Source organism: Millisia brevis NBRC 105863 (assembly GCF_001552615.1).
Taxonomy (GTDB): Bacteria; Actinomycetota; Actinomycetes; order Mycobacteriales; family Mycobacteriaceae; genus Millisia; species Millisia brevis.
This window is the reverse complement of the sequence record NZ_BCRN01000024.1, coordinates 13,813-38,323: the sequence shown is the minus strand read 5'-3', so window position 1 is coordinate 38,323 and position 24,511 is coordinate 13,813. Positions and strand designations below refer to the sequence as shown.

Annotated in this window: 21 protein-coding genes; 12 read left to right on the top strand and 9 right to left on the bottom strand. The window is 67.6% G+C overall.

The genetic code is table 11. The features are described 5' to 3' along the window. Positions 1–63 precede the first annotated feature (63 nt). From MB1_RS23025 to MB1_RS25375, 5 genes are all read right to left on the bottom strand, one after another. Positions 64–1,605, bottom strand: coding sequence for a class I adenylate-forming enzyme family protein (locus MB1_RS23025; RefSeq protein ID WP_066913135.1), 1,542 nt, complete (start codon positions 1,603–1,605; stop codon positions 64–66). Positions 1,606–1,607: 2 nt separating this feature from the next. After that, on the bottom strand, positions 1,608–3,050 hold the full coding sequence (locus tag MB1_RS23020; RefSeq protein WP_066913133.1) for an aldehyde dehydrogenase family protein: 1,443 nt from the start codon (positions 3,048–3,050) through the stop codon (positions 1,608–1,610). Between the two features lie 151 nt (positions 3,051–3,201). After that, positions 3,202–4,800, bottom strand: coding sequence for a sigma-54-dependent Fis family transcriptional regulator (locus MB1_RS23015; protein ID WP_066913130.1), 1,599 nt, complete (start codon positions 4,798–4,800; stop codon positions 3,202–3,204). Positions 4,801–5,084: 284 nt separating this feature from the next. Next, complete coding sequence (locus MB1_RS23010; RefSeq protein WP_066913129.1) at positions 5,085–6,512, bottom strand: alanine/glycine:cation symporter family protein; 1,428 nt, start codon at positions 6,510–6,512, stop codon at positions 5,085–5,087. Continuing rightward, positions 6,512–6,943: a universal stress protein gene (locus tag MB1_RS25375; protein WP_169801724.1), complete on the bottom strand. Its 432-nt coding sequence runs from the start codon at positions 6,941–6,943 to the stop codon at positions 6,512–6,514. Before MB1_RS25375 ends, MB1_RS23010 begins: the two co-directional genes overlap by 1 nt. Positions 6,944–7,474: 531 nt before the next feature. On the opposite strand from MB1_RS25375, the gene MB1_RS23000 reads away from it, so the two are divergent. The 4 genes from MB1_RS23000 to MB1_RS22980 all read left to right on the top strand — a co-directional run bounded on the left by MB1_RS23000 (position 7,475) and on the right by MB1_RS22980 (position 10,984). Then, the gene (locus tag MB1_RS23000; protein WP_066913125.1) at positions 7,475–8,425 is read left to right on the top strand and encodes a MetQ/NlpA family ABC transporter substrate-binding protein; all 951 of its coding nucleotides are present in this window, start codon (positions 7,475–7,477) and stop codon (positions 8,423–8,425) included. Further along, positions 8,426–9,460 carry a methionine ABC transporter ATP-binding protein gene (locus tag MB1_RS22995; RefSeq protein WP_066913123.1) on the top strand — a complete coding sequence of 345 codons (1,035 nt, stop codon included), beginning with the start codon at positions 8,426–8,428 and terminating at the stop codon, positions 9,458–9,460. Next, positions 9,457–10,122: a methionine ABC transporter permease gene (locus MB1_RS22990; RefSeq protein WP_066913121.1), complete on the top strand. Its 666-nt coding sequence runs from the start codon at positions 9,457–9,459 to the stop codon at positions 10,120–10,122. The genes MB1_RS22995 and MB1_RS22990 overlap by 4 nt, the downstream gene beginning before the upstream one ends. Before the next feature lie 145 nt (positions 10,123–10,267). Next, entirely contained in the window at positions 10,268–10,984 is a 717-nt protein-coding gene (locus MB1_RS22980) for a hypothetical protein (protein ID WP_157084306.1), read from the top strand. A gap of 82 nt (positions 10,985–11,066) precedes the next feature. Here MB1_RS22980 and MB1_RS22975 read toward each other — a convergent pair whose 3' ends face one another. The 4 genes from MB1_RS22975 to MB1_RS22960 form a co-directional block, all read right to left on the bottom strand. Further along, positions 11,067–12,215 carry an Rv3169 family protein gene (locus tag MB1_RS22975; RefSeq protein WP_084352517.1) on the bottom strand — a complete coding sequence of 383 codons (1,149 nt, stop codon included), beginning with the start codon at positions 12,213–12,215 and terminating at the stop codon, positions 11,067–11,069. Between the two features lie 67 nt (positions 12,216–12,282). Beyond that, positions 12,283–13,476 carry a hypothetical protein gene (locus MB1_RS22970; RefSeq protein WP_066913113.1) on the bottom strand — a complete coding sequence of 398 codons (1,194 nt, stop codon included), beginning with the start codon at positions 13,474–13,476 and terminating at the stop codon, positions 12,283–12,285. After that, the gene (locus MB1_RS22965) at positions 13,473–13,853 is read right to left on the bottom strand and encodes a PEP-utilizing enzyme (protein ID WP_066913111.1); all 381 of its coding nucleotides are present in this window, start codon (positions 13,851–13,853) and stop codon (positions 13,473–13,475) included. The genes MB1_RS22970 and MB1_RS22965 overlap by 4 nt, the downstream gene beginning before the upstream one ends. A 93-nt stretch (positions 13,854–13,946) precedes the next feature. After that, a complete protein-coding gene (locus tag MB1_RS22960; protein WP_066913109.1) occupies positions 13,947–14,726 on the bottom strand; it encodes a helix-turn-helix transcriptional regulator in 780 nt (259 codons plus the stop codon). Between the two features lie 187 nt (positions 14,727–14,913). On the opposite strand from MB1_RS22960, the gene MB1_RS22955 reads away from it, so the two are divergent. From MB1_RS22955 to MB1_RS22920, 8 genes are read left to right on the top strand one after another with little or no spacing between them, the layout of a single operon-like run. Beyond that, the gene (locus MB1_RS22955; RefSeq protein WP_066913107.1) at positions 14,914–15,618 is read left to right on the top strand and encodes a PEP-utilizing enzyme; all 705 of its coding nucleotides are present in this window, start codon (positions 14,914–14,916) and stop codon (positions 15,616–15,618) included. Positions 15,619–15,628: 10 nt separating this feature from the next. Next, positions 15,629–17,137: a hypothetical protein gene (locus tag MB1_RS22950; protein WP_066913105.1), complete on the top strand. Its 1,509-nt coding sequence runs from the start codon at positions 15,629–15,631 to the stop codon at positions 17,135–17,137. Then, positions 17,134–18,660, top strand: a complete 1,527-nt coding sequence (locus tag MB1_RS22945) for an AMP-binding protein (RefSeq protein ID WP_066913103.1) — start codon at positions 17,134–17,136, stop codon at positions 18,658–18,660. Before MB1_RS22950 ends, MB1_RS22945 begins: the two co-directional genes overlap by 4 nt. Next, positions 18,653–19,261 carry a hypothetical protein gene (locus tag MB1_RS22940; protein WP_066913100.1) on the top strand — a complete coding sequence of 203 codons (609 nt, stop codon included), beginning with the start codon at positions 18,653–18,655 and terminating at the stop codon, positions 19,259–19,261. Before MB1_RS22945 ends, MB1_RS22940 begins: the two co-directional genes overlap by 8 nt. Then, positions 19,258–21,003: a pyruvate, phosphate dikinase gene (locus MB1_RS22935; protein WP_066913098.1), complete on the top strand. Its 1,746-nt coding sequence runs from the start codon at positions 19,258–19,260 to the stop codon at positions 21,001–21,003. Before MB1_RS22940 ends, MB1_RS22935 begins: the two co-directional genes overlap by 4 nt. Continuing rightward, on the top strand, positions 21,000–21,581 hold the full coding sequence (locus MB1_RS22930) for an acetyl-CoA carboxylase biotin carboxyl carrier protein (RefSeq protein ID WP_066913096.1): 582 nt from the start codon (positions 21,000–21,002) through the stop codon (positions 21,579–21,581). The genes MB1_RS22935 and MB1_RS22930 overlap by 4 nt, the downstream gene beginning before the upstream one ends. Next, on the top strand, positions 21,574–22,992 hold the full coding sequence (locus tag MB1_RS22925) for an acetyl-CoA carboxylase biotin carboxylase subunit (RefSeq protein WP_066913094.1): 1,419 nt from the start codon (positions 21,574–21,576) through the stop codon (positions 22,990–22,992). The genes MB1_RS22930 and MB1_RS22925 overlap by 8 nt, the downstream gene beginning before the upstream one ends. Beyond that, complete coding sequence (locus MB1_RS22920) at positions 22,989–24,488, top strand: hydroxymethylglutaryl-CoA lyase-like TIM-barrel protein (RefSeq protein WP_066913092.1); 1,500 nt, start codon at positions 22,989–22,991, stop codon at positions 24,486–24,488. Before MB1_RS22925 ends, MB1_RS22920 begins: the two co-directional genes overlap by 4 nt. The last annotated feature ends 23 nt before the right edge of the window (positions 24,489–24,511 follow it).

The following is a 24,511-nucleotide window of genomic DNA, read 5'->3' as shown; positions in this document are numbered from 1 at the left end:
TGTGCTACCGCACTGCCGCTCGGGACAGGCCCGGGCGAGAGGTCTATCCGTGGCGGATAGTTGTCAGACCGGCGTCGAACCGAGCGCGACCGGGTCGAGATCACGAAGCTTCCGGCGCAGCAATTTGCCCGATGACGTCGTGGGAAGCGACTCGACGAAGACCACATCGCGGGGCCGCTTGTAGGCCGCCAGGCGCCCCGAACAGAAGTCCAGAATCGCCGCGGCGTCCGGCTGTGCGTCCGAGCGCGGCACGACGTACGCCACCGCCAACTCGCCCTTGATCTCGTCGGCTCGCCGCCCGACCGCCACCATCGCGACGTCGGGATGCTCGGCGATCACCCGCTCGATCTCCGCCGGGTACACGTTGTAACCGGCGGTGATGATCATGTCCTTGAGCCGATCGATGACGAAGGCGTGCCCGCTCTCGTCCAGATAGGCCACGTCGCCGGTATGCAACCAGCCCTGCGCGTCCAGGGCGTCTGCGGTCGCGTCCGGGCGACCCAGATACTCCAACATCACCAACGGTCCCCGCACGATCAGTTCGCCGGGTACCCCCGGCGGCACCGGCCCCTCCGAGCCGTCGATCGGGGCGATCGCGATGTCCAGGCCGGGCAGCGATACCCCGATCGACCCGGGCGAGGGCGGCGCGTGCACCGAGTGGGTGGTTCCGAGGCCGGACAGCTCGGTCATTCCCCACAGTTCGAGGAGGGGTGCGCCGGTGAGCTTCTCCCACTTCTCGATCACCACGGTCGAGAAGGTTTGGCCGCCGACCGTCGAGACGCGGATGCTGCTCAGATCGGCCCCACCGATATCGGGCAGGGCGAGCAGCATCGAGTACATCGCCGGGACACCCTCGAAGACGGTCACCCGGTGCCGCTCGATCAGCCGCAGCGCCTCGGCCGGATCGAAGCGTTCCATCAACACGACGGTGCCGCCGGCGAGGAAGGTGCCGTTGATCGCGACGTTGCCGTAGACGTGTGCGGCGGGCAGCGCCGAGAGGATGACGTCCCGCTCGTTCTTGCCGTGCATCGTCGCGGTGTGGGCGCAGTTGAGCAGCACCGACTCCAGGGATTGCACCGCGCCCTTGGGGTGCCCGGTGGTGCCCGAGGTGTAGCCGATGCTGCCCGCCTCCCGCGGCCCGCGCGGAGCGGGGGTCTCGTGGGTGTCGGGAGCGTCGGCGAGCAACTCGTCGAAGGCGGCGTCGAGTGTGACCCGCAGCGTCGGGCGGGCGTCGGCGATGTGCTCGGCGACCCGCGCCGCCTCCGCCGGCCCGAGGAACAGGCCGGCGGCGGAGCAGTCGTCGAGGACGTAGCGCAGTTCCGGGCCGGTGAGCATCACGTTGATCGGATTGACCACGCAGCCCGCCTTGAGGATTCCGTGGTACGCGGTGATCCACTGCCAGCTGTTCGGTCCGAACAGCGAGACGACCTGCCCCGCAGTGAAACCCCGATCGATGAGGCCGGCCGCCACCCGATCGGACAGCGCGTCGAGCTGCGCGTACGTCAGCGTGCGGGTGCCGGTGATCAGCGCGACGTCGTCCGGCGCACGCTGCGCGGCGTACGGAAGGATCTCCGCGACACCGACGGTGGGACGTGACAGCGCCATCGTCAGCCCACCGCTCCGGGCGTCCGATTGAGGGCCACCGTCTGGTGGTTGGTGTATTCGGCCAGCCCGTGCAGGGAGTTCTCCGCGCCGATGCCCGACTGCTTGTGGCCGCCGAAGACCTGATGCGGGGAGTACTCGTGCACCTCGTTGAGCCAGACCGTGCCCGCCTCGAGCTGCCGACCGATGCGTTCGACCGCCTCGAGATCGACGCCCCAGACGGTGGCGCCCAGACCCCAGATCGTGTCGTTCGCGCGACGGATCACGTCGGCCTCGTCCGACCACTTCAGCAGCGGCAGAATCGGTCCGAACGGCTCCTCGGCGACCAGACGGGAATCCTCCGGCGGGTTGTCGACCAGCGTGACCGGGACGAACCAGCCCTCGGCCTCGGTGTCGATCGTGCCGCCGAGGGCGAAGGTGTAGCCGTTGGCCGTGCAGTCGTCGAAGTACTCGGTGACCTTGGCGAGCTGCTGGAGGTTCTGAATCGGTCCGAGCTGGGTATCGGCCAGCGCGCCGTCGCCGACGACCACGGTGCGGGCGTAGGCCACCAATTCGTCGCGCACCGCGTCGTAGACGTCGTCGTGGATGTAGATGCGCTTGGCGGCATTGCAGAATTGCGCGTTGTTCTGGAACGCGGCCCAGAAGATCTGCGGTGCCACCGTCTTCGGGTCGACGTCCGGCAGCACGATCGCCGGATCGTTGCCGCCGAGCTCGAGGGTGACCCGCTTGAGCGTCGCTGCGGCGGAGGCCATCACGTGGCGGCCGGTCTCGGTGCTGCCGGTGAAGGCGATCTTGGCGATGTCCGGGTGGGCGGTGATCCACTTGCCGAGTTCGTCGTCGCCGGACAGCGCGCTCAGCACGCCCGGCGGCAGCAGGTCCTGCACCAACTCGACGAGCTTCAGGTCGCACAGCGGGGTGAACGGGGACGGCTTGACGATCATCGTGTTGCCGGTGACCAGCGCCGGCGCGATCTTCCACACCGCCAACAGGATCGGGAAGTTCCACGGCACGATCGCGCCGACGACGCCCAGCGGGGTGGTTCGGCTGATCACCTTGCGATCGGGGGTGTCCTCGAGGACCTCCTCGGGCAGGCTCTGCTTGGCGATCTCGCGGAACCAGGCGATCGAGCCGTAGACCTCCCACTCGGCCATCGATCGCGGCTTGCCCTGCTCGGCGGTCAGCAGGGCGAGGAACTCCTCGGCGTGCTCCTCCAAACGGTCGCCGATCGCCGAGACGATCGCCTGCCGCTCGGCGAGCGGGGTGGCCGCCCAGCCGGGAAAGGCCGCCTTCGCGGCGGCGACCGCGCGGTCGAGATCGTTGCGGGTGGCGACGGGAACCTCGGCGAAGACCTGTCCGGTCGCCGGGTTGTACACCGGCGCGGTGGTCTCGGAACCGGTGCGTTCACCGTTGATGATGTGGGAGTACGAGGTGTCGGCGGGCGCGCTCATGCTGCCTCCTTGCCGGGGTGACGGGCGCAGTCGGCTGCGACACATCACCGGTGGACTATGACCACCATCACTCTGTCGGTTGGACGGGGTGCTGGAGTGTTCCGATCTGGAACACTCCATCGACGGGGTGGGCGATCATCGCCCCGCCGGATCAGCGGGAGAGGCCGTAGTACTTGATGCGCTGGTAGAGCGTATTTCTCCCGATCCCGAGGTCGGTGGCAGCGGCAAGCTTGTTGCCGTTCGTGGCATTCAGGGCGGCCACGATCGTCGCGCGCTCGGCCCGCTCGAGCGGGGTCAGACCGCGGGTGGAACGGTGCCGGTGGGTAGCCGGCAGATCGTCGACGGTGATGTCACCGCGTGTCCGTCCGCGCCGTGCCGACGTCAGGACATGGCGTAGTTCGGTCAGGTTGCCGGGCCAGTCCTGCTCGGACAGCAGATCCATCGTCGAGGGGGCGACCCGCATCTGCGTGTCGGCGAGAAGGGTGCGGACGATTCCGGGAAACTCCGGGCCGGCCTCGCGCAGGTTCGGGCGTTCCTCGTGGACCGACGCGGCGGCCAGCAGTGCGCGATGTTCGACGGATAACTCGTCGGGGGTCGCGCCGATCAGGACCACGGTGCCGCCGGCCGCAGGCAGAGCGGCGCGAAGCAGCGCTGCGGTTCTCGAGTCCGCGAGATGCAGATTGTCGAGCACGACGCCGTCCGGATCGGCCAGGGCATTGCGCCACTGCCGGGGATCGGCGGTGTCCGCCAGGTCGATCAATCTCGCAGCGGGACCGGCGATCTCGCGCGCACGAGTAGACCGGCCCGACCCGGGTTCGCCGGTCACCAGTACGATCTGTGGAGCCGGCGAACGTTGCGTCGCAGGTCTTTTCGGTAGCGTCGGGGTAGGACCGACGGTGCGGGGGAGCAGTTCGATCAGCACACCCTCCCGACTGTCGGCGATCAGCCGAGCGTGGACGTCGACCTGCCGCCCGGACGACAGGGCAACCGTTCGGGTGATTCGCCCGCCGGACCCGATCTCGCCTGCCAACGCGCGCAGGATCGGGTGGTCGTCGCTGCCGATCAGGTCGGAGGCGGCGGCATTGCTCAGGGCCAGATTCTCGCCGAAGACCATGACCGCGGACTTCGAGCGAGCGGTCTGCGCCTGGAACTCGGCGAAAAGGAGCCGCTCGCTCTGCCTCGACCCCTCCTGCAGGCGAAGTTCGATATCGCGGACCGCTCGCATCACGAAGGGGCCCAGGAGGCTGTTGCGATCCTCGAGCGGACCGGTGACGTCGATGACGCCCTCGAGGCGCCGGGTGATCGGATGGATGATCGGTGCGCCATAACAGCAGAACACCCGCAGCGCCTCGAGAAAGTGCTCGTCGCCGGCCACCGCGATCGGTTTACGCGTCTCGAAGGCCGTGGCCAGCGAGTTCGTGCCGCTCACCTCCTCGAGGTATCGGGCGCCCGGCACCGCCTTCACCCGATCGAGGTGCCGGTCGATCATTCGATTGGCCACCCGACGATCGACGATCCGCGCCGAATGATCCGCAAGCAGAATCGAGAAGCGGGTGTCGTTGAGCTCATCGACCAATCGGGTCAGAATCGGGCTGCAGGCGCGCAGCAGCCTGCTGTGCCGGTCGACATCGAACAACCGCGACTCGCGAACCTCCATACCCGGATCGAGTCCGCTCATGACCGACCGGCGCCAGCCGAGCGCTATCTCGGGGCGCAGGTCGGAACCCGGGTCGCCTTCGTTGATCTCCACTACCTCACGCGTTGTGACGAGCGTCATTTCACTGTAGCTGTCGTGACGGCGGTCGCGAATATGTCGCCGCCTATCATCGGGTGGACGCCGGGTTCCCAATGCCGACTCCCACGGATCGCAATTTTGGGAGCCGGGTGACCGACTCCAGAGTCTCGCGAGCGTCGCAAGGTGGATCCCGTTCCGGGCGGGGGAGCGTCGCCCGTCGGGGCGGTCGACGACGTCACCCTCAACACAGCACAGCGGCCGGGAGGATGTTCTCCCGGCCGCTGTGCGCTGTCGGATCGTTACTTGACGGGGGCGATCTCGCCGGTGGCGATCTTGTTGCGGTACTGGTTGATCTCCTTCTTCAGCACCCGGGCGAGCAGGTACAGGCCGATCAGGTTCGGGATCGACATCAGGAAGATCGCGGCGTCGGAGAAGCCGAGCACCGAGTCGAGGGCCAAGCCCGCGCCCAGCACGGTGAACAAGCAGAAGATGACCTTATAGATGTTCTCCGCGGTCTTGTTGTCACCGAAGAGATAGCCGGTGGCCTTCATGCCGTAGTACGACCAGGACAGCATCGTCGACAGCGCGAACAGGACCACCGCGAGCGCCAGAACGTACGGGAACCAGGAGACCACCGACGCGAAGGCCGAGGAGGTCAGAGCGACGCCGCCGGCAGCGATCGTGGCCTCGTCGGTCCACACGCCGGTGATGACGATGACCAGAGCGGTCATCGTGCAGATGCAAATCGTGTCGATGAACGGCTCGAGCAGCGAGACGAATCCCTCGGTTGCCGGCTCTTTGGTCTTGACCGCCGAATGCGCGATCGACGCCGAACCGATGCCCGCCTCATTGGAGAAGGCGGCCCGCTGGAAGCCGACGATCAGGACGCCGATCACACCGCCGACGGCACCCTCCGGGCTGAACGCGCCCGAGATGATCTGACCGAAGGCGGTCGGGACGTAGCCGATGTTGACCGCGATGATCACCAGACAGGCGGTGATGTAGAGGACCGCCATGAAGGGAACCACCTTTTCGGTGACCTTCGCGATCGACTTGATACCACCGATGATCACCAGACCGACCGCCACGGCGAAAACCGCGCCGATACCGAAGGCCAGGGCCGCATTGTCCGGGCTGGCGCCCATCACGTCCATGACCTGCTGGGTCGCCTGATTCGACTGGAACATATTGCCGCCACCGAGCGAGCCGAGCACACAAAAGACCGCGAACGCCGCCGCCAGTACCTTCCCGAGGCCGGGCTTTCCGATCTGTGCAATGCCGTCGCGCAGGTAGTACATCGGACCACCGGATACCGTGCCGTCCGGATGTTCCTTGCGGTATTTCACCCCCAGCGTGCACTCGGCCATCTTGGCGCTCATCCCCAGGAATCCGGCGACGATCATCCAGAAGGTCGCACCGGGGCCGCCGAGCGAGACCGCCACGGCAACGCCGGCGATATTGCCCAGACCCACCGTGCCGGAGACGGCGGTGGCCAGCGCCTGGAAATGGGATACCTCGCCCGCGTCCTCGGGCTTGGAATACTTGCCGCGCACCAGGTCGAGGGCGTGCTTGAAGCCACGGATGTTCTGGAAACCGAGGTAGACGGTGAAGAAGATCGCGGCGATGATCAGCCACGCCACAATCAGGGGGATGCGGATGTCGCCGAAGGTGACCGAGTAGAAGACCGCGTTGGTGATGCCGTCGAGAATCGAATTGAAAATATCCATCAGGGCACCACCGTCACGGGAACCGGTGCGACCTGCACCAAATGGCTGGGAAGACTTCCGAACAACGCTCGTTTGACCCGGCTGTCACCGGTTCGCCCGATCACGATCGATGAGGCACCGAGCCGTTCGGCGATTTCGATGATCGTGTCGACCGGATCACCATGGTGGGCTTCGGAGGTGACAACCACGCCGGTCTCGCCTGCCAGTTCCACCATCGGATCGAGAATCTGCTCGCGAGCGGCCAGTAGTTCAGCCTCCTTGGATGCATGTCGATGTTCATTCTCGGCTGCGCTACTGAACGAGTATGGTGACCACGGGATCACGTGCACCACGAAGAGTGACGCGCCCGATGATTTGGCGCCTTCGCGAGCGAATTCAACAGCTCTGCTGCTGGTTTCGCTTCGGTCGACACCTACTACGATGACACTCACCGCTTCTCCTTGCTCTTTCTGCGTACCAACCCACGGTGACCAAGTCGATCCGGCACCGTCCGTGGGTATTCGGTTGTGGACCGATGACGTGCAGCTCTCGATCGCTGCAAGCGAGACTAGGGCGATCGCCAGGGGTTTGCCCTTCGAATGGGCATCGATGGTCCGACGTTTACACAGGAATTACTCCCGTGGTGGGTTGTGACGACTCTGTCGTTCCGTCGAGGACGTTGGATTCGCGCAGGTTGGGGCGATGAAAGTATCTGTCCGATCGATCCGGATCTTGCCTGCTCCGGGGCCGAAAGCCCGTATTGATTCCGACCGGTGTGTTTGAAAAGCGGGGTTTCGTGGCCGGTCCGGCACGACGGCTCGAATGGTGGGTCATGCGCCCGACGGGCCGTCCCCGCTCGTACCACAGCCGGTGTCCGGGTTCCCAGTGTCGACTCTCACGGATCGCAACCCTTGGAACCCGGGTGACCGGACTCCAGAGTGGGCGGGTCGATTCGAGGAAGAAGTCGACAGGAAGGACCACCCATGTCTACGCCCAGCCCGGAGCAGCCGCTCATCGAAGCACCCAAGTCGCGGCTACCGCTGATCATCGGCGCGATCGTTGCGGTGCTCGCGGTGATCGGCGCCGTCGTCTTATTCGTCAACCGCGGTGGAAGCGATCAGACCAGCGCCGGCGGGGAGAGTCTGACCACCGTGCGTCTGGGCACCGTCGGCGCGAGCGATCCCTACTGGGAGACCTTCCGCGAGGAGGCGCGCAATCAGGGGATCGACCTACAGGTTGTCGACTTCTCCGATTACGCGCAGCCGAACCCCGCGCTCAGTGAGGGCGAGATCGACATCAACCAGTTCCAGCACATCATCTACCTGGCCGACTACAACGTGAAGAACAACGACACGTTGGTGCCGATCGGCTCGACAGCGATCTACCCGCTGGGCCTGTACTCGACCCAGTTCGACTCGGTCGAGGCGATCCCGGACGGCTCCACGGTCGTCGTGCCGGACGACGACACCAATCAGGCGCGCGGTCTGCTGATCCTGCAGTCCGCCGGGCTGGTCACCCTCTCCGACGGGGGCACCCCGTTCTCGACGCTGGCCGATATCGACACCGCCAATTCGCGCGTTCAGGTCCAGGCGCTCAAGGCCGACCTGACCCCGACCTCGCTGGCCGACGTCGCGGCCGCGATCATCAACAACGACTTCGTGGAGAACGCCGGACTGTCCTTCGATCAGGCTATCGCCCAGGACGACCCGTCGGACCCGAAGGCCTTCCCGTACGTGAACATCTTCGCGGTGCGGGCCGACGACGTCGACAACGAGACCTACCGCAAGCTGGTCGAGATCTACCAGAGCACCCCGGCGATCCTCGACGGCGTCGACGCGGTCTCCGGTGGCGTCGCGGAGTTCGTCCAGGTTCCCGTCGCGGACCTGCAGCAGTCGCTGACCGACACCGAGAACCAGATCCGGTCCGGCGAGTAGATGACCGAGCCCCTCGTCCGCCTCGCGGGCGTCAGCAAGCTGTACCCCGGTCGTGGGCGGGGGGCACAAGCCGTGGCGGCGGTCGACGACGTCACCCTGGATATCGATGCCGGTGCGGTGCAGGCGATCATCGGTTACTCCGGTGCCGGAAAGTCGACCCTCGTGCGCCTGATCAACGCTCTCGAACCCGCCACCGCCGGCTCGATCACGGTGGCGGGCAAGGAGATCGTCGGACTGTCCGAACGGGAACTGCGGACCGTCCGTCGCGATATCGGGATGATCTTCCAGCAGTTCAACCTCTTCGAGTCCCGCACGGTATGGGGCAATCTCGCCTACCCGCTGTCGATCGCCGGCGTGGGGAAAGCCGAACAGCAGAAGCGCATCTCGGAACTGCTGCACTTCGTCGGCCTGCCGGACAAGGCACACGCCCACCCGCGGCACCTGTCCGGTGGGCAGAAGCAGCGCGTCGGCATCGCCCGGGCCCTGGCCACCAACCCGCGGCTGCTGCTGGCGGACGAGGCAACCAGCGCCCTCGACCCCGAGACCACCGGCGAGGTCCTCGCGCTGTTGCGCAGGGTCAACCGGGAATTCGGCACCACGATCATCGTGATCACCCACGAGATGGACGTGGTGCGCGAACTGGCCGACCACGTCGCGGTGATGGAGCGTGGCCGGGTGGTCGAGTCGCAGCCGGTGTTCGAGCTGTTCTCGAACCCGCAACAACCGGTGACCCGACGATTCGTGCACACCGTCGTCGACGACGAGCCGGACGCCGAAGCGCTCACGGCGCTGCGGGAACGTACCTCCGGCGTGTTGGTCACCGTGGTTCTGCGTGACCCTTCGGTGCGGCAGAGCGACATCTTCTCCGCGCTCACCCGCCGGGGCATCATCTTCGAATTGGTCTACGGCGGAATCGAAGAGATCCGCGGCGACACCTTCGGCAATCTCACCCTCTCCCTCGACGGCGCGACCGGGGACATCGATGACGCACTGGCCGAGATTCGGACCCTCGTGCCGGTGAAGGAACTGACATGAGCGACACCCGCCTTCCCGAACTGTGGCCGCTGCTCTGGCAGGCCACCGCCGAGACCCTGATCATGGTGGCGATCACCATGCTGATCGGCGGCGCCCTCGGCCTGCTGCTGGGCGTGGCCCTCTACGCCACCCGCGCCGGCGGGCTCTACGCCAACCGGTGGGTCTACGGCATCCTCAACGTGCTGGTGAACTTCTTCCGGCCGATCCCCTTTGTCATCTTCATCGCCGCGGTGCAGCCGCTGGCGCGGCTGGTGGTCGGCATCGGCATCGGTCAACGCGCCGCGATCTTCGCGCTGACCCTCGCCGCGATGTTCGGCATCAGCCGAATCGTCGAACAGAATCTGGTGACCGTCCAGCCCGGCGTGATCGAAGCGGCGCGGGCGATGGGCGCGAGTCGGCTGCGCATCGCGACCACCGTCGTCATTCCGGAGGCGCTCGCCCCCCTGATCCTGGGCTATACCTTCGCCTTCGTGGCGGTGGTCGACATGTCGGCGGTCGCCGGGGTGATCGCGGGCGGCGGCCTGGGCACCTTCGCCCAGCAATACGGCTATCGACAATTCGACACCGTCGTCACCTGGACGACCGTGCTCTTCCTCGTGGTGATCGTGCAGGTCGTGCAGTTGATCGGCAATACGCTCGCCAACCGCATCCTGCGCCGCTGAGCGGAACCCCGCCGACCTCATGCGCGAGGTTCGACTCCGGTTTGTGACCCGGCGGCCGTAACGGCCCGCAGGATCCCCACGAAAGGCTTAGCGAACATACCTTCAGGCGCCGAAGGATTCCTGCTATCGATCGTGCGGAGGAATCGTGAGACGAAAAGCTGTGATCGTTCTGCTGGGCGTGGTTGTCGCGCTGGGTGGTAGCGCGTGCTCGTCCGCCGGCGACAGCCCGACCGTGGTGACGTCCGTATCGGGATCGCCGGCGACCGGATCGACCACGACCGGGGCCGTCACCGGGGGCGAACCGGACACCTCGGCATCGGGAACGTCCGACTCGGGCAGGGCCGAGCCGGGGACGGCCGAGCCGGGGAGCACCGATGCGTCGGAGTCCGGTTCCGGATCGGCATCGACAGGGGTGACGCCGGCCGAGAACACCGGTTTCACCGGTTCCCCGAGCCGCGACGACGCCAATGTCGATGCCCGCGACTTCCAGGTCGCACCGGACCGGTACGCCTTCGTCTCACCGTCGCAGAATGTGTACTGCGCCGTCAGCACCCTTCCCGACGACCCGGCCGGCGCGGTCGGATGTCAGGCCGTCACCTCGGTACCCGCCGCCAACGGCACCGTCTGTGACAACTCGGCCACCAATAGCTATGCGGTGCGGATCGACGGTGGCGATGTCACCCAGTTCTGCACCAACCAGGGCATCTACGTCGGCGGTTCCGATGTCCGCACCCTCGAGTACGGCCAGGTCCTGATGGTGATGGGCACGCCCTGCGCGTCGACGACCACCGGGATCAGTTGCTGGGGGACCGGCGACAACGGCTTCACCATCTCCCGCGATATCAACACCACACTCGGCTGAGCCCCCGCACGATCCCCGGCGACGTCGTGTCGTCCGGGGATCGGCGGTGGTCTCGTTCGGAGACTCGTGGAGGTGATGTCTCCTAGAGGAAGGAGTCCGCTCGGCTCAGGCCGTAGCGCGGATGCTCCCCGATCACGATCGACTCGAAGATCCCGTAGCCGGTCGCATCGCCCTCCTGGGTACGAATGACACAGTCGCGCAACTGATGAGCCTCCAGGATCGTCGCCCGGTCGGTCATATCGGCGTACCGCTCGCCGTCGAGGTGGTCCACGCCGTGCCAACTGCCGTGCCGGTCACCCTTGAAGCCGAAGTAATTCGCCGTACCCAGATGGAAACCGACATCCGACACCGGCGCGATCTCGACCACTCGCTCCTTACCCCACCCGGCATCGAAGTTCATCGTGCCGCCGAGCAGGCGCCGCGTCGCCGGGTCGTACTTCAGGTCGTCGACCGCGCCGTGCAGCGGTTCCTGGCGGCCGTCGGCGTAATTGACGAACCCCGAGAAATAGTGCACCTCTCCGTCGACCCACTGCAGATAGTGGTGAATCTCGTAGGGTGCGCTGCCGTCCGCCGGCCGGAAGAACATCGGGCTCCAGGTGAGGATGAAATCCTGCTCCATCCGATTCGGTGCCTTGACATCGGGTGCGGGCGCGCCGACATCCATGCGCACTCCCCAGGACCGGTCGCGGTAGCCCATCCAGGTGTCGTCGGTGATCTCGATCCGTTCACCGTCGATCACCACCCAGCCCGACACCGTGCCGGCCTGGTGGAACCGTCGCAGATCCGAGGCGATCCGGAAACCGTCCGCGCCGCGCTGGGCATCCTTGCGTTCCAGATAGGGCGGCAGGATCGCGGTGAAGGTCACGTCGAAGCTGATCGGTTGGACGTCGTTCTCCCGCAGGACCGCCCGCACGGTGCGCATCGGTTCGATGATCTCGTAATCGATCGGCCCGACCCCGATGCGTTCCGGGTCGACGTCGAGTTCGGTGCTGGCCCGCACCGTGATCTGCTCCACGCCGCGCGAGATACCCGCGAAACCGTCGATCACGTTGCGGTTGTGGTACTTCCCGAGTCCGACGTCGATCTGCAGGGAGCCGTCGAGAGCGAACAGCGACAGCCAGATCTTCTCGGTCCAGGCGATGTCGGCATGCGAGACGGTGGCGAAGGTATCGGGGGTCTGGTGGATCGGGTATTCGTCGGCGGGGGTGATCAACTGCATGGGTTGACGCATGATGGTCCTTCCCGGGCGACCGGTCGGCGACCGCCCGTGGTCGAGGAGGTGGCGAGGGTTCGACCCGTCAGGGCCGTCCGCCGATCGGGCGGAAGCAGCTGTCGCGGTCGGCGGGGACGAAGACGCCGCCGATCAGTTCGAGCGCGACGGCCGGATCGCGCAATCGCCCGTACGACTCGACGACCTCGGGGCTGATCGCCCAATCGATCTCGTCGTAGCATCCGGCGATTCGGGCCCAGGCCTTGAGCTTCCAGCTGTACATCTGGGTGGCGTAGAGGTTGCGCTCCTGCGGGTCGGTCTCCGCCAACCGTGCATAGAGGGCCCGGTGGGCGGTGCGGATGTGGGTGGTCAGCGCGACCACCTCCGGCAGGTCGAGCGGGCGCAGCTGGCCGTCGCGCACCGCGAAGACCCGCAGTTGCAGGATCCGGTCGAGGTAGTCGCTGGGGGTGAACCACGCCGTCCCCCAGACGTTGTTGTCCATCGCGACGTCGTTCGGCAACCGGTACGCCAGGACGAAGCGGTGCTCCGGCAGCGTCTCCCGAATCCCATCGAGCCACGGGAAGTCGCCGTCGCCGTCGCAGCAGAGCTCCCGCAGGGCCAGGAAGGTGCCGTCGCCGAGGTCGTAGGGGCCGGTATCGCAGACCGCGGTGCGCGCGTCGCAATTCTCCAGGAAGGCGTACGCGGTCAGCCGGGCCGCGAACTTGCGGACGGTCGCGGTCGTGGCGGCGTCGTTGGGCTCGAGGTGCCCGAGGATCCGATCGCGCAGCTCGTCGTCGATGACGTGCGAGCTGTTGGTGGGCGTCGCGTCCATGTTGAACAGCACCGAGTCGGTGCGCATGGCGATCGTCGCCCGCCGCCAGAACCGCAACACCTCGAGCTGGTCGTCCAACCCGTCGGCGAGGGTGTCGCGCCCGAGGTCGACGTACAGTTCCCGTCCGGTCAGGTAGTGCAGCGGCATCGCGGCGAGGTTGATGAAGCTGCGCTTCGAGCCGATCGGCAGGCCGGTGCGAACGAGGTCCTCCGGCGTCGCGTGCCGGGCGATCGTGCGCAGCCGCTCCGGAACCCGCAGGTAGTCCTCCATCATCGACATGACGATGTAGGTGTTCATGCCGAACAGTTCCGACTCGAAGACCGTGCGTCGGGACAGCTCGGATTTGTAGGCGCGCCCCGCCGCGTCGATCAGGCCGTTCCACTCGTCGAGGGTCGGTTCGTAGTCGGGGTCGGTCAGCAGTTGCGGGCGGGCGCCGGCGACGGCGGTCACGAGGTCACCGCCGGGGTCTCCGCGAGGTCGATCGTCGCGGTCTGCGGATCGGTCAGCCGCAGCACAACCGGTGTTCCCGAGGCGATCTCGGTGGTGATGGTGGCGGCCAGGACGCACGGAACGGCCGACTCGCGCGAGAGGATCGCCAGGTGCGACTCGCGGCTCCCGGCGGTACAGACGATCGCCTTGAGATCCGGGAGGATGGGGGACAGGAAGGTCATACCGCCCTTGTGGACGAAGGCGATCGTCTCGGCGAGATCGTCGTCGTCGATCGACAGGACATCGGAGGTGTCCTCGAACCATCGGGCGATTCCCGAAATATCTTCGGTAACAAATAGATTGACGCCGGATCCGGCGCCGGTAGGAGAGCTCGTCATGATTGCGTGATCCTTTCCGCGACAGCAGATGGCACGCAGAATATGAACTGGATCACAACGTTCGGCAGTCCCCCTAGGGGGACAGGGGATGGACTACAGCGCGGCGTCGCGAGCGATCAACGCCAACTCCAGGCGCGAATGACAACCGGTCTGATGCAGGATCCGCGTGACGTACTTCTTCACCGAATCCTCGGCGATACAGAGCACCTCGGCGATCTGCGCATTGCTGCGGCCGTCGGCGACCAGCCGCAGGACGTCGCGTTGGCGGTCGGTCAATCGGGCGACGGTGCGGACCTGCGGATCGAGCGGCAGGCGTTTGGTCAGCGGCGCCAACTGCTGACCGACGAGTCGCAGGACGGTGATGGTGCGCGGACTCAATTCCTCCGGTGTTCGGCCGAACATCCCCACCAGGGCGGTGCGGCCACCCACCAGCGGCAGGCGCAGCGCGGCGGCCGAGGCCATCCGCCAACGACTGTCGAGGAAGTGGCGCACATAGGCGTTTGCCGCCGCGGGTAGTCGACCGCCGGCGGTGAGTTCGTCGAGCGTGGCGACCGAACTGTGCATCAGATGGCGCACGGCGACCGGGGTGCCGAAGATGTCGTGCGCTGCCCACCGGTCCTGGTACTCGGGCAGCATCCGGGCGGTGGCGCCGCGGGTCAGCGGTGCGGAGTCCTCGAAGACGAGATTGAACGTCGAGCCGCTGAAGACGGAGAGGTTCTCGACCCCGAGTCGGCGGACGAGCGCCTCGGCCAGCGCTTCGCGAAATGCGTCGACGGTCGGGGCGTCGTGGCAGTCGGAAATGATGTCGAACGCTCGGCGGTAATCGTCGGCGGGAACGTCGATCGAATGGACACGGTTGCCGGACTCGGCCATGGTCACGCTCCTCGAGCCTGCAATCACAAAGTGTCCACCAATGTGGACTACATCACACGTTCTGGTCCTTCTAGCTTTACATGCCAGCTGGAACATGCGCCAGAGCTCCCCTCTGAACTGGGGCGATGGCGTCTGGCCGGAGTCGCCGGGCGGGAGCCCGGGCAAACGGACACAAAGGAGTGCAGTCATGGCAGACCCGTCGAGCATCGCCCCGAAATGGGGGGTACCGGAGGTTCTTCCTCTGCCGAGCCGATACAACGCCGCCATTCGCGAACTGGTCGGGCGGCGGGCGGCGGAGCCCGGGTTCACGTGGTCGAGCGATGTCTTCGAGCGGTCGACCGAGCTGTTCGACACCGCCGACGCGGAGGCGCTCGAACGGGAGGTGCTCGACAGCGGGTACCGCTTCGAGTTCTCCGCGACCGCCTCGCTCGACTCCGAACCCGACAAGTACCGCCGCCCCGATGTCGACGTCCGCAAGTTCGTACCGGGCGACACCGACGAGTCGGTGGCCGGGCGAGGCGACAACGTGCTGCCGACCGATGCCAACACCGTCGGGTCCGTCCTGCGGATCTCCCGAACCGAGCAGGTCCTCGAACTGCTGATCGGCGGTGTCCCGGAGGACACGATCGCGGTGATCGACGATTCGGGCGGCACCCTGACCGCACCGATCCTCGAAGGCTTCCACGGGGTGATCTGCCTGGGCGGCACCGTCCGCTCCCACCTGGGCATCCTCGCCCGCGAGTACGGCGTACCGACGCTGATGAATTGCCGCATCGAGGGCCTCGAGGACGGCGATCGCGTCGAGTTGGAGACCACCGCCGCCCCACCGGCCGCCGACGCCTACGAGACCGGCGATACCGGCCATGCCCGCATCTGGAAACTGCAGAACTAGAGGATTCGTCATGACCCGTGAACTGAGCTACCGAGACCTGCTCGAGTCGAACAGCTTCCTGCGCAATCTCAGCGACACCACCTACTGGCTGTGCATCACCCGCACCGTCCAGGAATCCAAGCTCTTCCCGATGAATCCGTACATGCTGCTGTCGTACCTGAACAGCTTCTACCGGCTGCCGACGCTGCTGCGCGAGATCGACGCCGCCGTTCCCGCCGAGGAATTGGGCGACCGGGTGCGCGAGGCGCGCTTCAAGGTCAACACGGTCAACGCCGCCTGGGGGATGCCGACGTTCTACCTGCTGGGCCGCGAGATGCTGCTGGGCTGGGGGCTGATTCGGCCCGAGGACGCCGCCGAGGACGTCCACGACGTGCTCGACTTCACCCGCCGGTTCAACCTGTCCTATCACCGCAACGACGGCCACCTGACCAACAAGGAATTCGGGGACCGCTCCCAGTTCCTTCCGGAACGCACCCTGGACGGCTTCTCCGATCAGCTGCACGGCGTCTCGGCGGGCGACCGGCTGCACACCGCCACCGTCAAGCTGTTGGCGCAGCTGTCGCAGTACGCCTTCCTGGCGCACTGCGAGTGCCGCATCGGCATTCACAACAGCGGCCCGTACAACTGGGGCGACAACCGTCAACTGCTGGTCCGGGACTTCTTCGATCTGTCCGAGGGGGACTACCCCTGGTTGGACGGTATCGCGGTCTCCCTCCCGCACAACAATCTGACGATCCCGATCGTGTTCGCGGACACCAACTTCCGGTTGGTCGACGACTGGGCCTCGTTCGAGGCGGAGCCCGGCTACGACGCGGCGGCGATCGCGGCGGTCGGCATGTACACCTCGGATCCGTTGACCGAGGGCTATATCCCGGTGGGAATGGACAACGCCGAGGTGCTCGCCGAGACGATGGAGCACTACCGCGACATCCTCGCCGAGGCGACCGCGGACCTGTGGAAGCGCATGGCGACGTGGAGCCGGGAGCAGATGATCGATGCCGGCGCGCTGGTCTATTCGTCGGTGGCCAAGGACTTCGCGCATCTCGCCGGCACCTATCGGCAGTCGGACTGGCTCGAACTCGACGCGCGCGCCCAGCGCTTCAAGGTCCTGATGAACGACGAGTACGCCCGCGACCAGCTCGCCGAGTTGGTCGGCCTGCTCGGCCTGCCGCAGCAGAAGTCCAATCCGTACTCGATGGCCCGCTACTCGGGGTTGAACCAGAACATGATCAGTGCGGTCCCGTACTCGATCCTGGCCGGCGACGACTACGCCCCGACCGTCGGTGACCGGCTCTCCGGGTGGTCGAGCCTCGAGGCGAAGACCGGGCTGTGGACCACCAGCGCCGGGCGGATCGGCATCGACGACTACAACGAGCGGGTCCGCGGTTTCACCCCGGCGGTGCACGACCCGGCCTTCCGTTACCTCGACGAGGAATGGGTCAAGTGGAACCACTCCTCGCCGCGCGCCGCCGACCTGTACCGGCTCGGCCGGCCCGGTGGCGCCGGGGAAGCCCGATGAGTCTGCAGATCGGCGACCTGATCGCCCGGGCGGCCCGCACCTTCGGCGACCGGCCCGCGCTGATCGACGGGCCGCGGACGGTCGGCTTCGCCCAATTCGACCGGCTGACCGACCGACTCGGGCATGCCCTGATCGCGCGCGGCCTCGCCCCCGGCGACCGCGTGGCGGTCCTGGTGCCCAACGGCATCGACGGCGTGGTCACCTACTACGCATTGGCGAAGGCCGGGCTGGTCCGGGTTCCGCTCAACTCCCGCGAAACCGATGTCGAACTGGCCTACAAGGTCGCCGACTGCGGGGCCCGCGCATTGATCACCGACGGACGGCGCCCGGCGCCGACCGAGATGGTGATCGACACCGCGGAGCTCGACACGATGATCGCCGACGCGCCGGATCACCCGTGCCGGGTGGTGCGCGATCCGGAAGCGCCCCTGCGGCTGGCGTATACCGGCGGCACCACCGGGAAGCCGAAGGCGGTCATCCTGACCACCCGCAGCGAATTGGCCGAGGTGGCCAACTTCCTGGTCGACCTGCTCCCCGACATCGGCCCGGACTCGGTGATGCTGCACGCGGCGCCGATCACGCATGGCAGCGGCGCGTTCTTCCTGCCGCATCTGGTCAAGGGCGCGGTCAATGTCGTCCTGCCGAAGTTCGAGCCGCAGGCTTTCGTCGACGCGGCCGTCGCCCACGGTGCGACCGCTACCTTCATGGTGCCGACGATGATCTCGCTGATCCTCGAGGATGCGGTGATCGATCGGGACCGACTGCGGTTGACCCGATTGTGTTACGGCGGAGCGCCGATCGCCCCGACTCTCCTGCAGCGCGCGATCGACACCTTCGGTCCGGTGTTCGCCCAGCTCTACGGGCAGGCGGAGGCGCCGCTGGCGATCACCTGCCTGCAACCGGCCGAGCACACCCCGGGCCGGCTGACCTCCGCAGGCAAGCCGTACACCTTCGTCGAGGTCGACGTCCGCGACAAGGACGGCACTTCGCAGCCGCCCGGCTCGCCCGGCGAGGTGCACACCCGCGGACCGCACACGATGAGCGGCTATTGGGGTCGCCCCGACGCGACGGCCGAGACGGTCGAGCCGGACGGTTGGCTGCATACCGGCGACATCGGCCAATTCGACGACGACGGCTATCTGTACCTGCTCGACCGTCGGCACGACGTGATCATCAGCGGCGGCTTCAACGTCTACCCCCGCGAGGTCGAGGACGTGCTGCTGACCCATCCCGCCGTGCGGGAGGCCGCGGTGGTCGGAGTCGACGATCCGACCTGGGGACAGCGGGTCTGCGCCGCGGTCGTGGTCCGCGAACCGGTTGACGGCGACGAACTGATCGACCACTGCGCCCACCGATTGGCCGGATTCAAGCGGCCCCGCCGGATCGACTTCTGGCCCGAACTTCCCAAGAGCTCGGTCGGAAAGTCGTTGCGGCGCACGGTCCGCGAGTCGATGAACACCGAATCGATCGATACCACCGAATCGATCGATACCACTGCCACGGAGGTAGCCGAACATGCTTGACACCGCAGATGCCGTGCTGCACGGCCTGACGCTCCGCCAGCCCGCCGGCGCCGATCACCTCGTCGAGATCCTCGATCTGGACGCCGCGGTGGTCGATGCGCACCTGGCCGCCGCGACCGCGGACGGTCGGGCGGTCGCCGCCCGCGGCGCGTACCTGATCATGCCGGCGGGGCGGGAGTACCTCGACGGGATCTACCCCGACGCCTTCGCCGAACACCGTGCCGATGCCGCGCTGGTCGCCGCCCTCGCGGACTTCGAACGCGGGATCAACAAGCAGATTCTGTCGCTGATGACCGCCTGGCAGACGATCACCGTCGACGGTGTCGCACATCCCAACGACCACTCCGATCCCGGATACGACGCCGACGTCATCGACCGGCTCGCCCGCCTGCACGAACGGGCCGGCGTCGTACTGGAGCCCTTCGCCGGGGCCGACGCGCTGACCAAGCGATTCCTTGCCCGGCTCGACGAGGCGCTCGGCCGCGTCGATCGCGGCGAACACGAATACGTCAGCAATGTGCGCATCGACAGCTACCACACCGTCTGGTACCAGATGCACGAACATCTGCTGCGCATGATGGGCCAGGAGCGGCAGGAATGAGCGCCGGCGTGGTCGAGTCGGACGTCCTGCGGATCACCGACCTCGACACGGAACCGGCCCGCGACCTGGTGGGCGGCAAGGCGTGGAGCCTGTGGCGGATGACCCGGCTGGGTCTGCGGGTGCCGCCGGCGATCGTGGTGACCACCCGATCCTGCGCCGAATACTTCGAGCGCGGAAGGGAACTGCCGGACGGGCTGTTCGATCGGATCGCCGAGGGGATCGCCTACCTCGAGCAGCGCACCGACCGCACCTTCGGGCGCGGGCCGAAACCGCTTCTGGTGTCGGTGCGTTCGGGGGCGGCGGTCTCGATGCCCGGCATGATGGACACCATCCTCAACCTCGGCATCACCGAGCAGACCGAAGCGGCGCTGGCCGAGGAATCCGGATCGGCGGGGTTCGCCGCCGACGTGCGCCGCCGGTTCGGCGCGCTCTACGGCAAGCTGGTCTGCGGCAGCCTCGACGACCTCGAGGATCTCCCCGACACCGCGGCGGTGCTGGCGGCGATCGCCGCGGATACCGGCGGCGTCGTGCCGGACGATCCGATGGAGGCGCTGCGGGCCGCGGTGGCCGCCGTCTTCGATTCGAGCCGCTCCCGCCGGGCCATCGCCTACCGCAAGCACTACGGCATCCCGGACGACATCGGCACCGCCGTCACCGTGCAGGCGATGGTCTTCGGCAACCTCGACGACGACTCCGGCACCGGGGTGCTGTTCACCCGCAATCCGCTGACCGGCGCGCACGAACCGTACGGGGAGTATCTGCCGCGCGGCCAGGGCGAGGACGTCGTCTCCGGCCGGGTCACCCCGGAGCCGTTGACGTGGCTGTCCGAACGGCGCCCGCAGGTGCACGCCGAGCTGATGGCGGCGGCCGAACTGCTCGATCGGGAGGGGGCCGATGCCCAGGACATCGAGTTCACCGTCCAGCACGGGGCCCTCTACCTGCTGCAATCGCGCCCGGCCAAGCGGACCGCGCGGGCCGCCGTCGGCATCGCGACCACCCTGGTCGCCGAGAACGCGATCGATCCGGCGACCGCCTGCGAGCGGGTGACCGCCGAGCAGATCCGCACCCTGCTGCGCCCGGTGATCGACGCCGACGCGGCGGCCGGAGCGACCCCGATCGCGACCGGGGTGTCGGCCGGCCCCGGATACGCGGTGGGGATCGCCGTCGCGGACGCGGACGAGGCGCAGCGCACCCCCGGAGCGATCCTGGTGCGCGAGTCGACCAGTCCCGAGGACGTGCACGGGATGATCGCCGCGGCCGCGGTGGTCACCGAGAACGGCGGGTCGACCTCGCACGCCGCGGTGGTCAGCCGCGCCCTCGACACCCCCTGCATCGTCGGGTGCGGATCCGGCACGGTCGCCGCGCTGGTCGGGCGCAGGGTGACCGTCGACGCGACCACCGGCCGCGTCTACGCCGGCGAGATCGCGAGCCGATCGGTCTCGGTCGCCGACGATCCCGACCTCGCCGCCCTGGTGGGCTGGGCGCGGGAGATCGCACCGATCCGGGTGGTGGCCGACGCCGCCGAGATCGACGGCCCGATCTTCGATACCGATGCCGCTCTGGCGCAGTCCGATACCGCGACCCCGACCATCCCGCCCGGCACCGTCGCCGCCTCGGGCGCCTGGCTCGACACCGCCGACGGGGCGCAGGCCGCGCTGCGCGCCGGTGTGGGGCAGTTCGTCTCGGCTCATCCGCTGCCCCTGCTGCTCACCGCGATCGCGTACGGGAAGGACCGATCATGAACTCGCCCGCCGATACCACGCCCGCCGCGCGGGTGCGGTCGGAGGATATCGCCGAGATCCTGCGCCTCTTCGAGGCCTCCGGCTGGACGGGTCTGCACCTGAAGGTCGGCGACATCACCGTGTCCGCCGGCAAGACCGGTGCACCGCCGCTGCCGGCATCGGCAGCCCCCGCGCCGGCAGCCGCTGCTCCGGCCGCGCCCGCGCCGGTGGTCGCGACGAGCGGGACCACCCCCGCTTCGATCCCGCCCGCACCGCCTGCGGTGTCCGCGCCGCGCATCGCTCCACCACCGTCGCGCGAAACCCCGATCGACGAAACCGGATTGGTGGCGGTGACCGCTCCGACGGTCGGCGCCTTCTGGATCGCGCCGTCGCCCGGATCCCCGCCCTTCGTGGAGGTCGGCTCCCGGGTCGCGCAGGGCGACCAGCTCGGCATCGTCGAGGTGATGAAGCTGATGAGTCCCGTCGTCACCGAGATCGCGGGCGAGGTGGTCGCCGTACGCGTCGGCAACGCGGAGATGGTCGAATTCGGTCAGCCGCTGTTCCTCATCCGGCCCGAACCCCCAACACCCGATGAGTAGCGCGCCCGCGGTCGCCGATACCCGGCCGGTGGCGGCGATCCTGCGCCGCGTCCTGATCGCCAACCGCGGCGAGATCGCGGTACGCGTCGTGCGGGCCTGCCGCGCCCTGGGCATCGAATCGGTGGTCGCCTTCTCCGAAGCCGACCGCGACACGATGGCCGTGCAGGCCGCCGATCGAGCGGTCTGCATCGGCCCGGCCCCCGCGTCGAGCAGCTACCTCAACCAGGACGCCGTCCTGGCCGCGGCGCTCGGAACCGGCTGCGACGGTATCCATCCCGGCTACGGTTTCCTCTCCGAGAACCCGGTCTTCGCCGCCCGCTGCGTCGAGGAGGGGTTGACCTTCATCGGGCCGCACCCGACGATCGTCGGCGGCACCGGCGACAAGGCCCGCGCCCGCGAGATCGCCCGAGCGGCCGGGGTTCCCGTGCTGACCGGCTCGAACATCACCGACAGCGCCGACGCGGCGGCCGCCGCCGCCGACCGGATCGGCTACCCGGTGGTGATCAAGGCGGTCGCCGGTGGCGGCGGGCGCGGTATGTCGGTGGTCCGCGATGCCGACGAGTTGCGACGCCGACTGCCCACCGCGATCGCCGAGGCCACCGCGGCCTTCGGGGACGGACGGATCTACCTGGAGCGCTTCATCGACCGCGCCCGCCATATCGAGGTGCAGGTGATCGGCGACCGTTTCGGCTCCGTGGTGCACGTGGGGGAGCGCGACTGCAGCGCCCAACGCCGCCACCAGAAGGTGGTCGAGGAGTCGCCGGCGCCCGGCCTGAGCGAGGCGACCCGCAACCGAATCCACGACGCGGCCGTGCGCTACGCGACCGCGATCGACCTCGACAGCGCCGGCACCGTGGAATTCGTCCACGACGCCGCCACCGACGACTTCGCCTTCCTGGAGTTCAACGCCCGCATCCAGGTCGAACACCCGGTCAGCGAAATGGTCTCGGGGATTGACCTGGTCGCCGAACAGATCCGCGTCGCCGCCGGCCTGCCGCTGTCCTTCCGCCAACAGGACGTGCTGCTGACGGGGCACGCGATCGAGGCGCGGGTGATGGCCGAGTCGCCCGAACGCGACTTCGCGCCCGCCCCCGGCACCGTGACCTCCTGGCAACCGCCGTCCGGTATCGGGATTCGGGTCGATTCGCACTGCCGCAGCGGCACGGTGATCAGCCCCTTCTACGACTCGATGATCGCCAAGGTCATCGCGCACGCCCCCACCCGCGAACTCGCGATCGACCGGCTGCTGGCCGCCCTGCGCGAACTGGGCGTCACCGGGGTGGCCACCACGGTCGGCTTCACCCGATTCCTGTTGCAGGAGAGGACATTCCGGGACGGCCGGATGACCACCAGATGGATCGACCGCGTGGGTGCCGAGGCCTACCGCACCACATCCGAGGAGACGATATGACCAGGTACCTCGATTCCGCCGACACCTCCGTCGGCGGCCGACGGACCATCGAGATCATCGACCAGACCTTGCGCGACGGCCCCCAGAGTTGGTGGGGCATGCGCATGACCAAATCGATCGGTCTGCCGATCGCCGGCGAACTCGATCGCACCGGCTTCCACACGATCGACCTGGTCGGCAGCTCGATCTTCGAAGTCCTCGTCCGGCACTGCAAGCAGGACCCCTGGGACCAGCTGATCTCGCTGTCGAAGGCGATGCCCCGCACCACCGTGCGCGCCGGTACCCGCAGCAACGGCATCGTCACCTTCGGGCTGACCGCCGACAGCGTGATGGACCTGTGGGTCGAACGGCTCTGTGCCCACGGGATCGGCAGCTTCTGGATCTACGACGGGCTGTTCAATACCGACAAGATCGGCCGGCTGATCAAGGTCGCCCAATCCTTCGGCGCGCAGGCCCTGCCGTGCATCCTCTACGCGGACAGCCCCTTCCACACCGACGCGTACTACGCGCAGAAGACCCGCGAGCTGGTCGCCCTCGGCGCCGACGGCATCGAACTCGAGGACGCCGCCGGTCTGCTGACCCCGGAACGGGTCCGCAGCCTGATCACCGCCATCAAGGCCGAGGCGGGCGATCTGCCGGTCGAGGCCCACTTCCACTCCAACAACGCGCTCTCCCCGGTCAACTACCTCGAGGCGGTCCTCGCCGGGGCCGACCGGGTGCACACCGCCAGCCGGCCGCTCGCCGCCGGGGTCTCCCTGCCGTCCACCGAGAACACCGTGGCCAACCTGCGCTACGCCGGCTTCGACGTGCAGATCGACGACGAACGACTGCCCGCCGTGGAACAACACCTGCGCACGGTGGCCGGTATCGAGGACCTCCCGATCGGCCAGGCCGCGGAATTCTCGCTCTACCAATACCGCCACCAACTGCCCGGCGGCATGGCGGGAACGTTCAAGGCGCAGCTGCGCGACCGGGGGATGGAGGACCGCTTCGAGGAGGTCCTCGACGAGATGGCCCGGATCCGCATGGAACTGGGCTACCCGGTGATGGCCACCCCCTTCTCCCAATTGGTCGGCACCCAGGCGGTTCTCAATGTGGTCACCGGGCGGCGCTATTCGGTCGTCCCGGACGAGGTGCTGCTCTACGTCAACGGTTTCTACGGGGCGCCGGTCGCGCCGCTCGACCAGAACGTGCTCGACGACATCATGGCCGGCCCGAAGGCGAAGACCTACACCGATTGGGAGCCGCCGCAGCCGGAACTGTCGGAGCTGCGCCGCAAATTCGGCACCGGGATATCCGACGACGAACTGATCCTGCGACTGCTGGTCCCCGAGAGCGACGTCGACGCGATGCGGGCCACCCCGCAGCGGACGGTCGACTACGGGCTGACCAGCCGGGAACTGGCCAATATCCGCACCCTGATCTCCACCTCGGTCGGCGCATACCTGCACGTCGAATCCGGCGGATTCGAACTGACCCTGCACGGGGACCACTGATGAGCGGGGGCCGCTCGGAATCG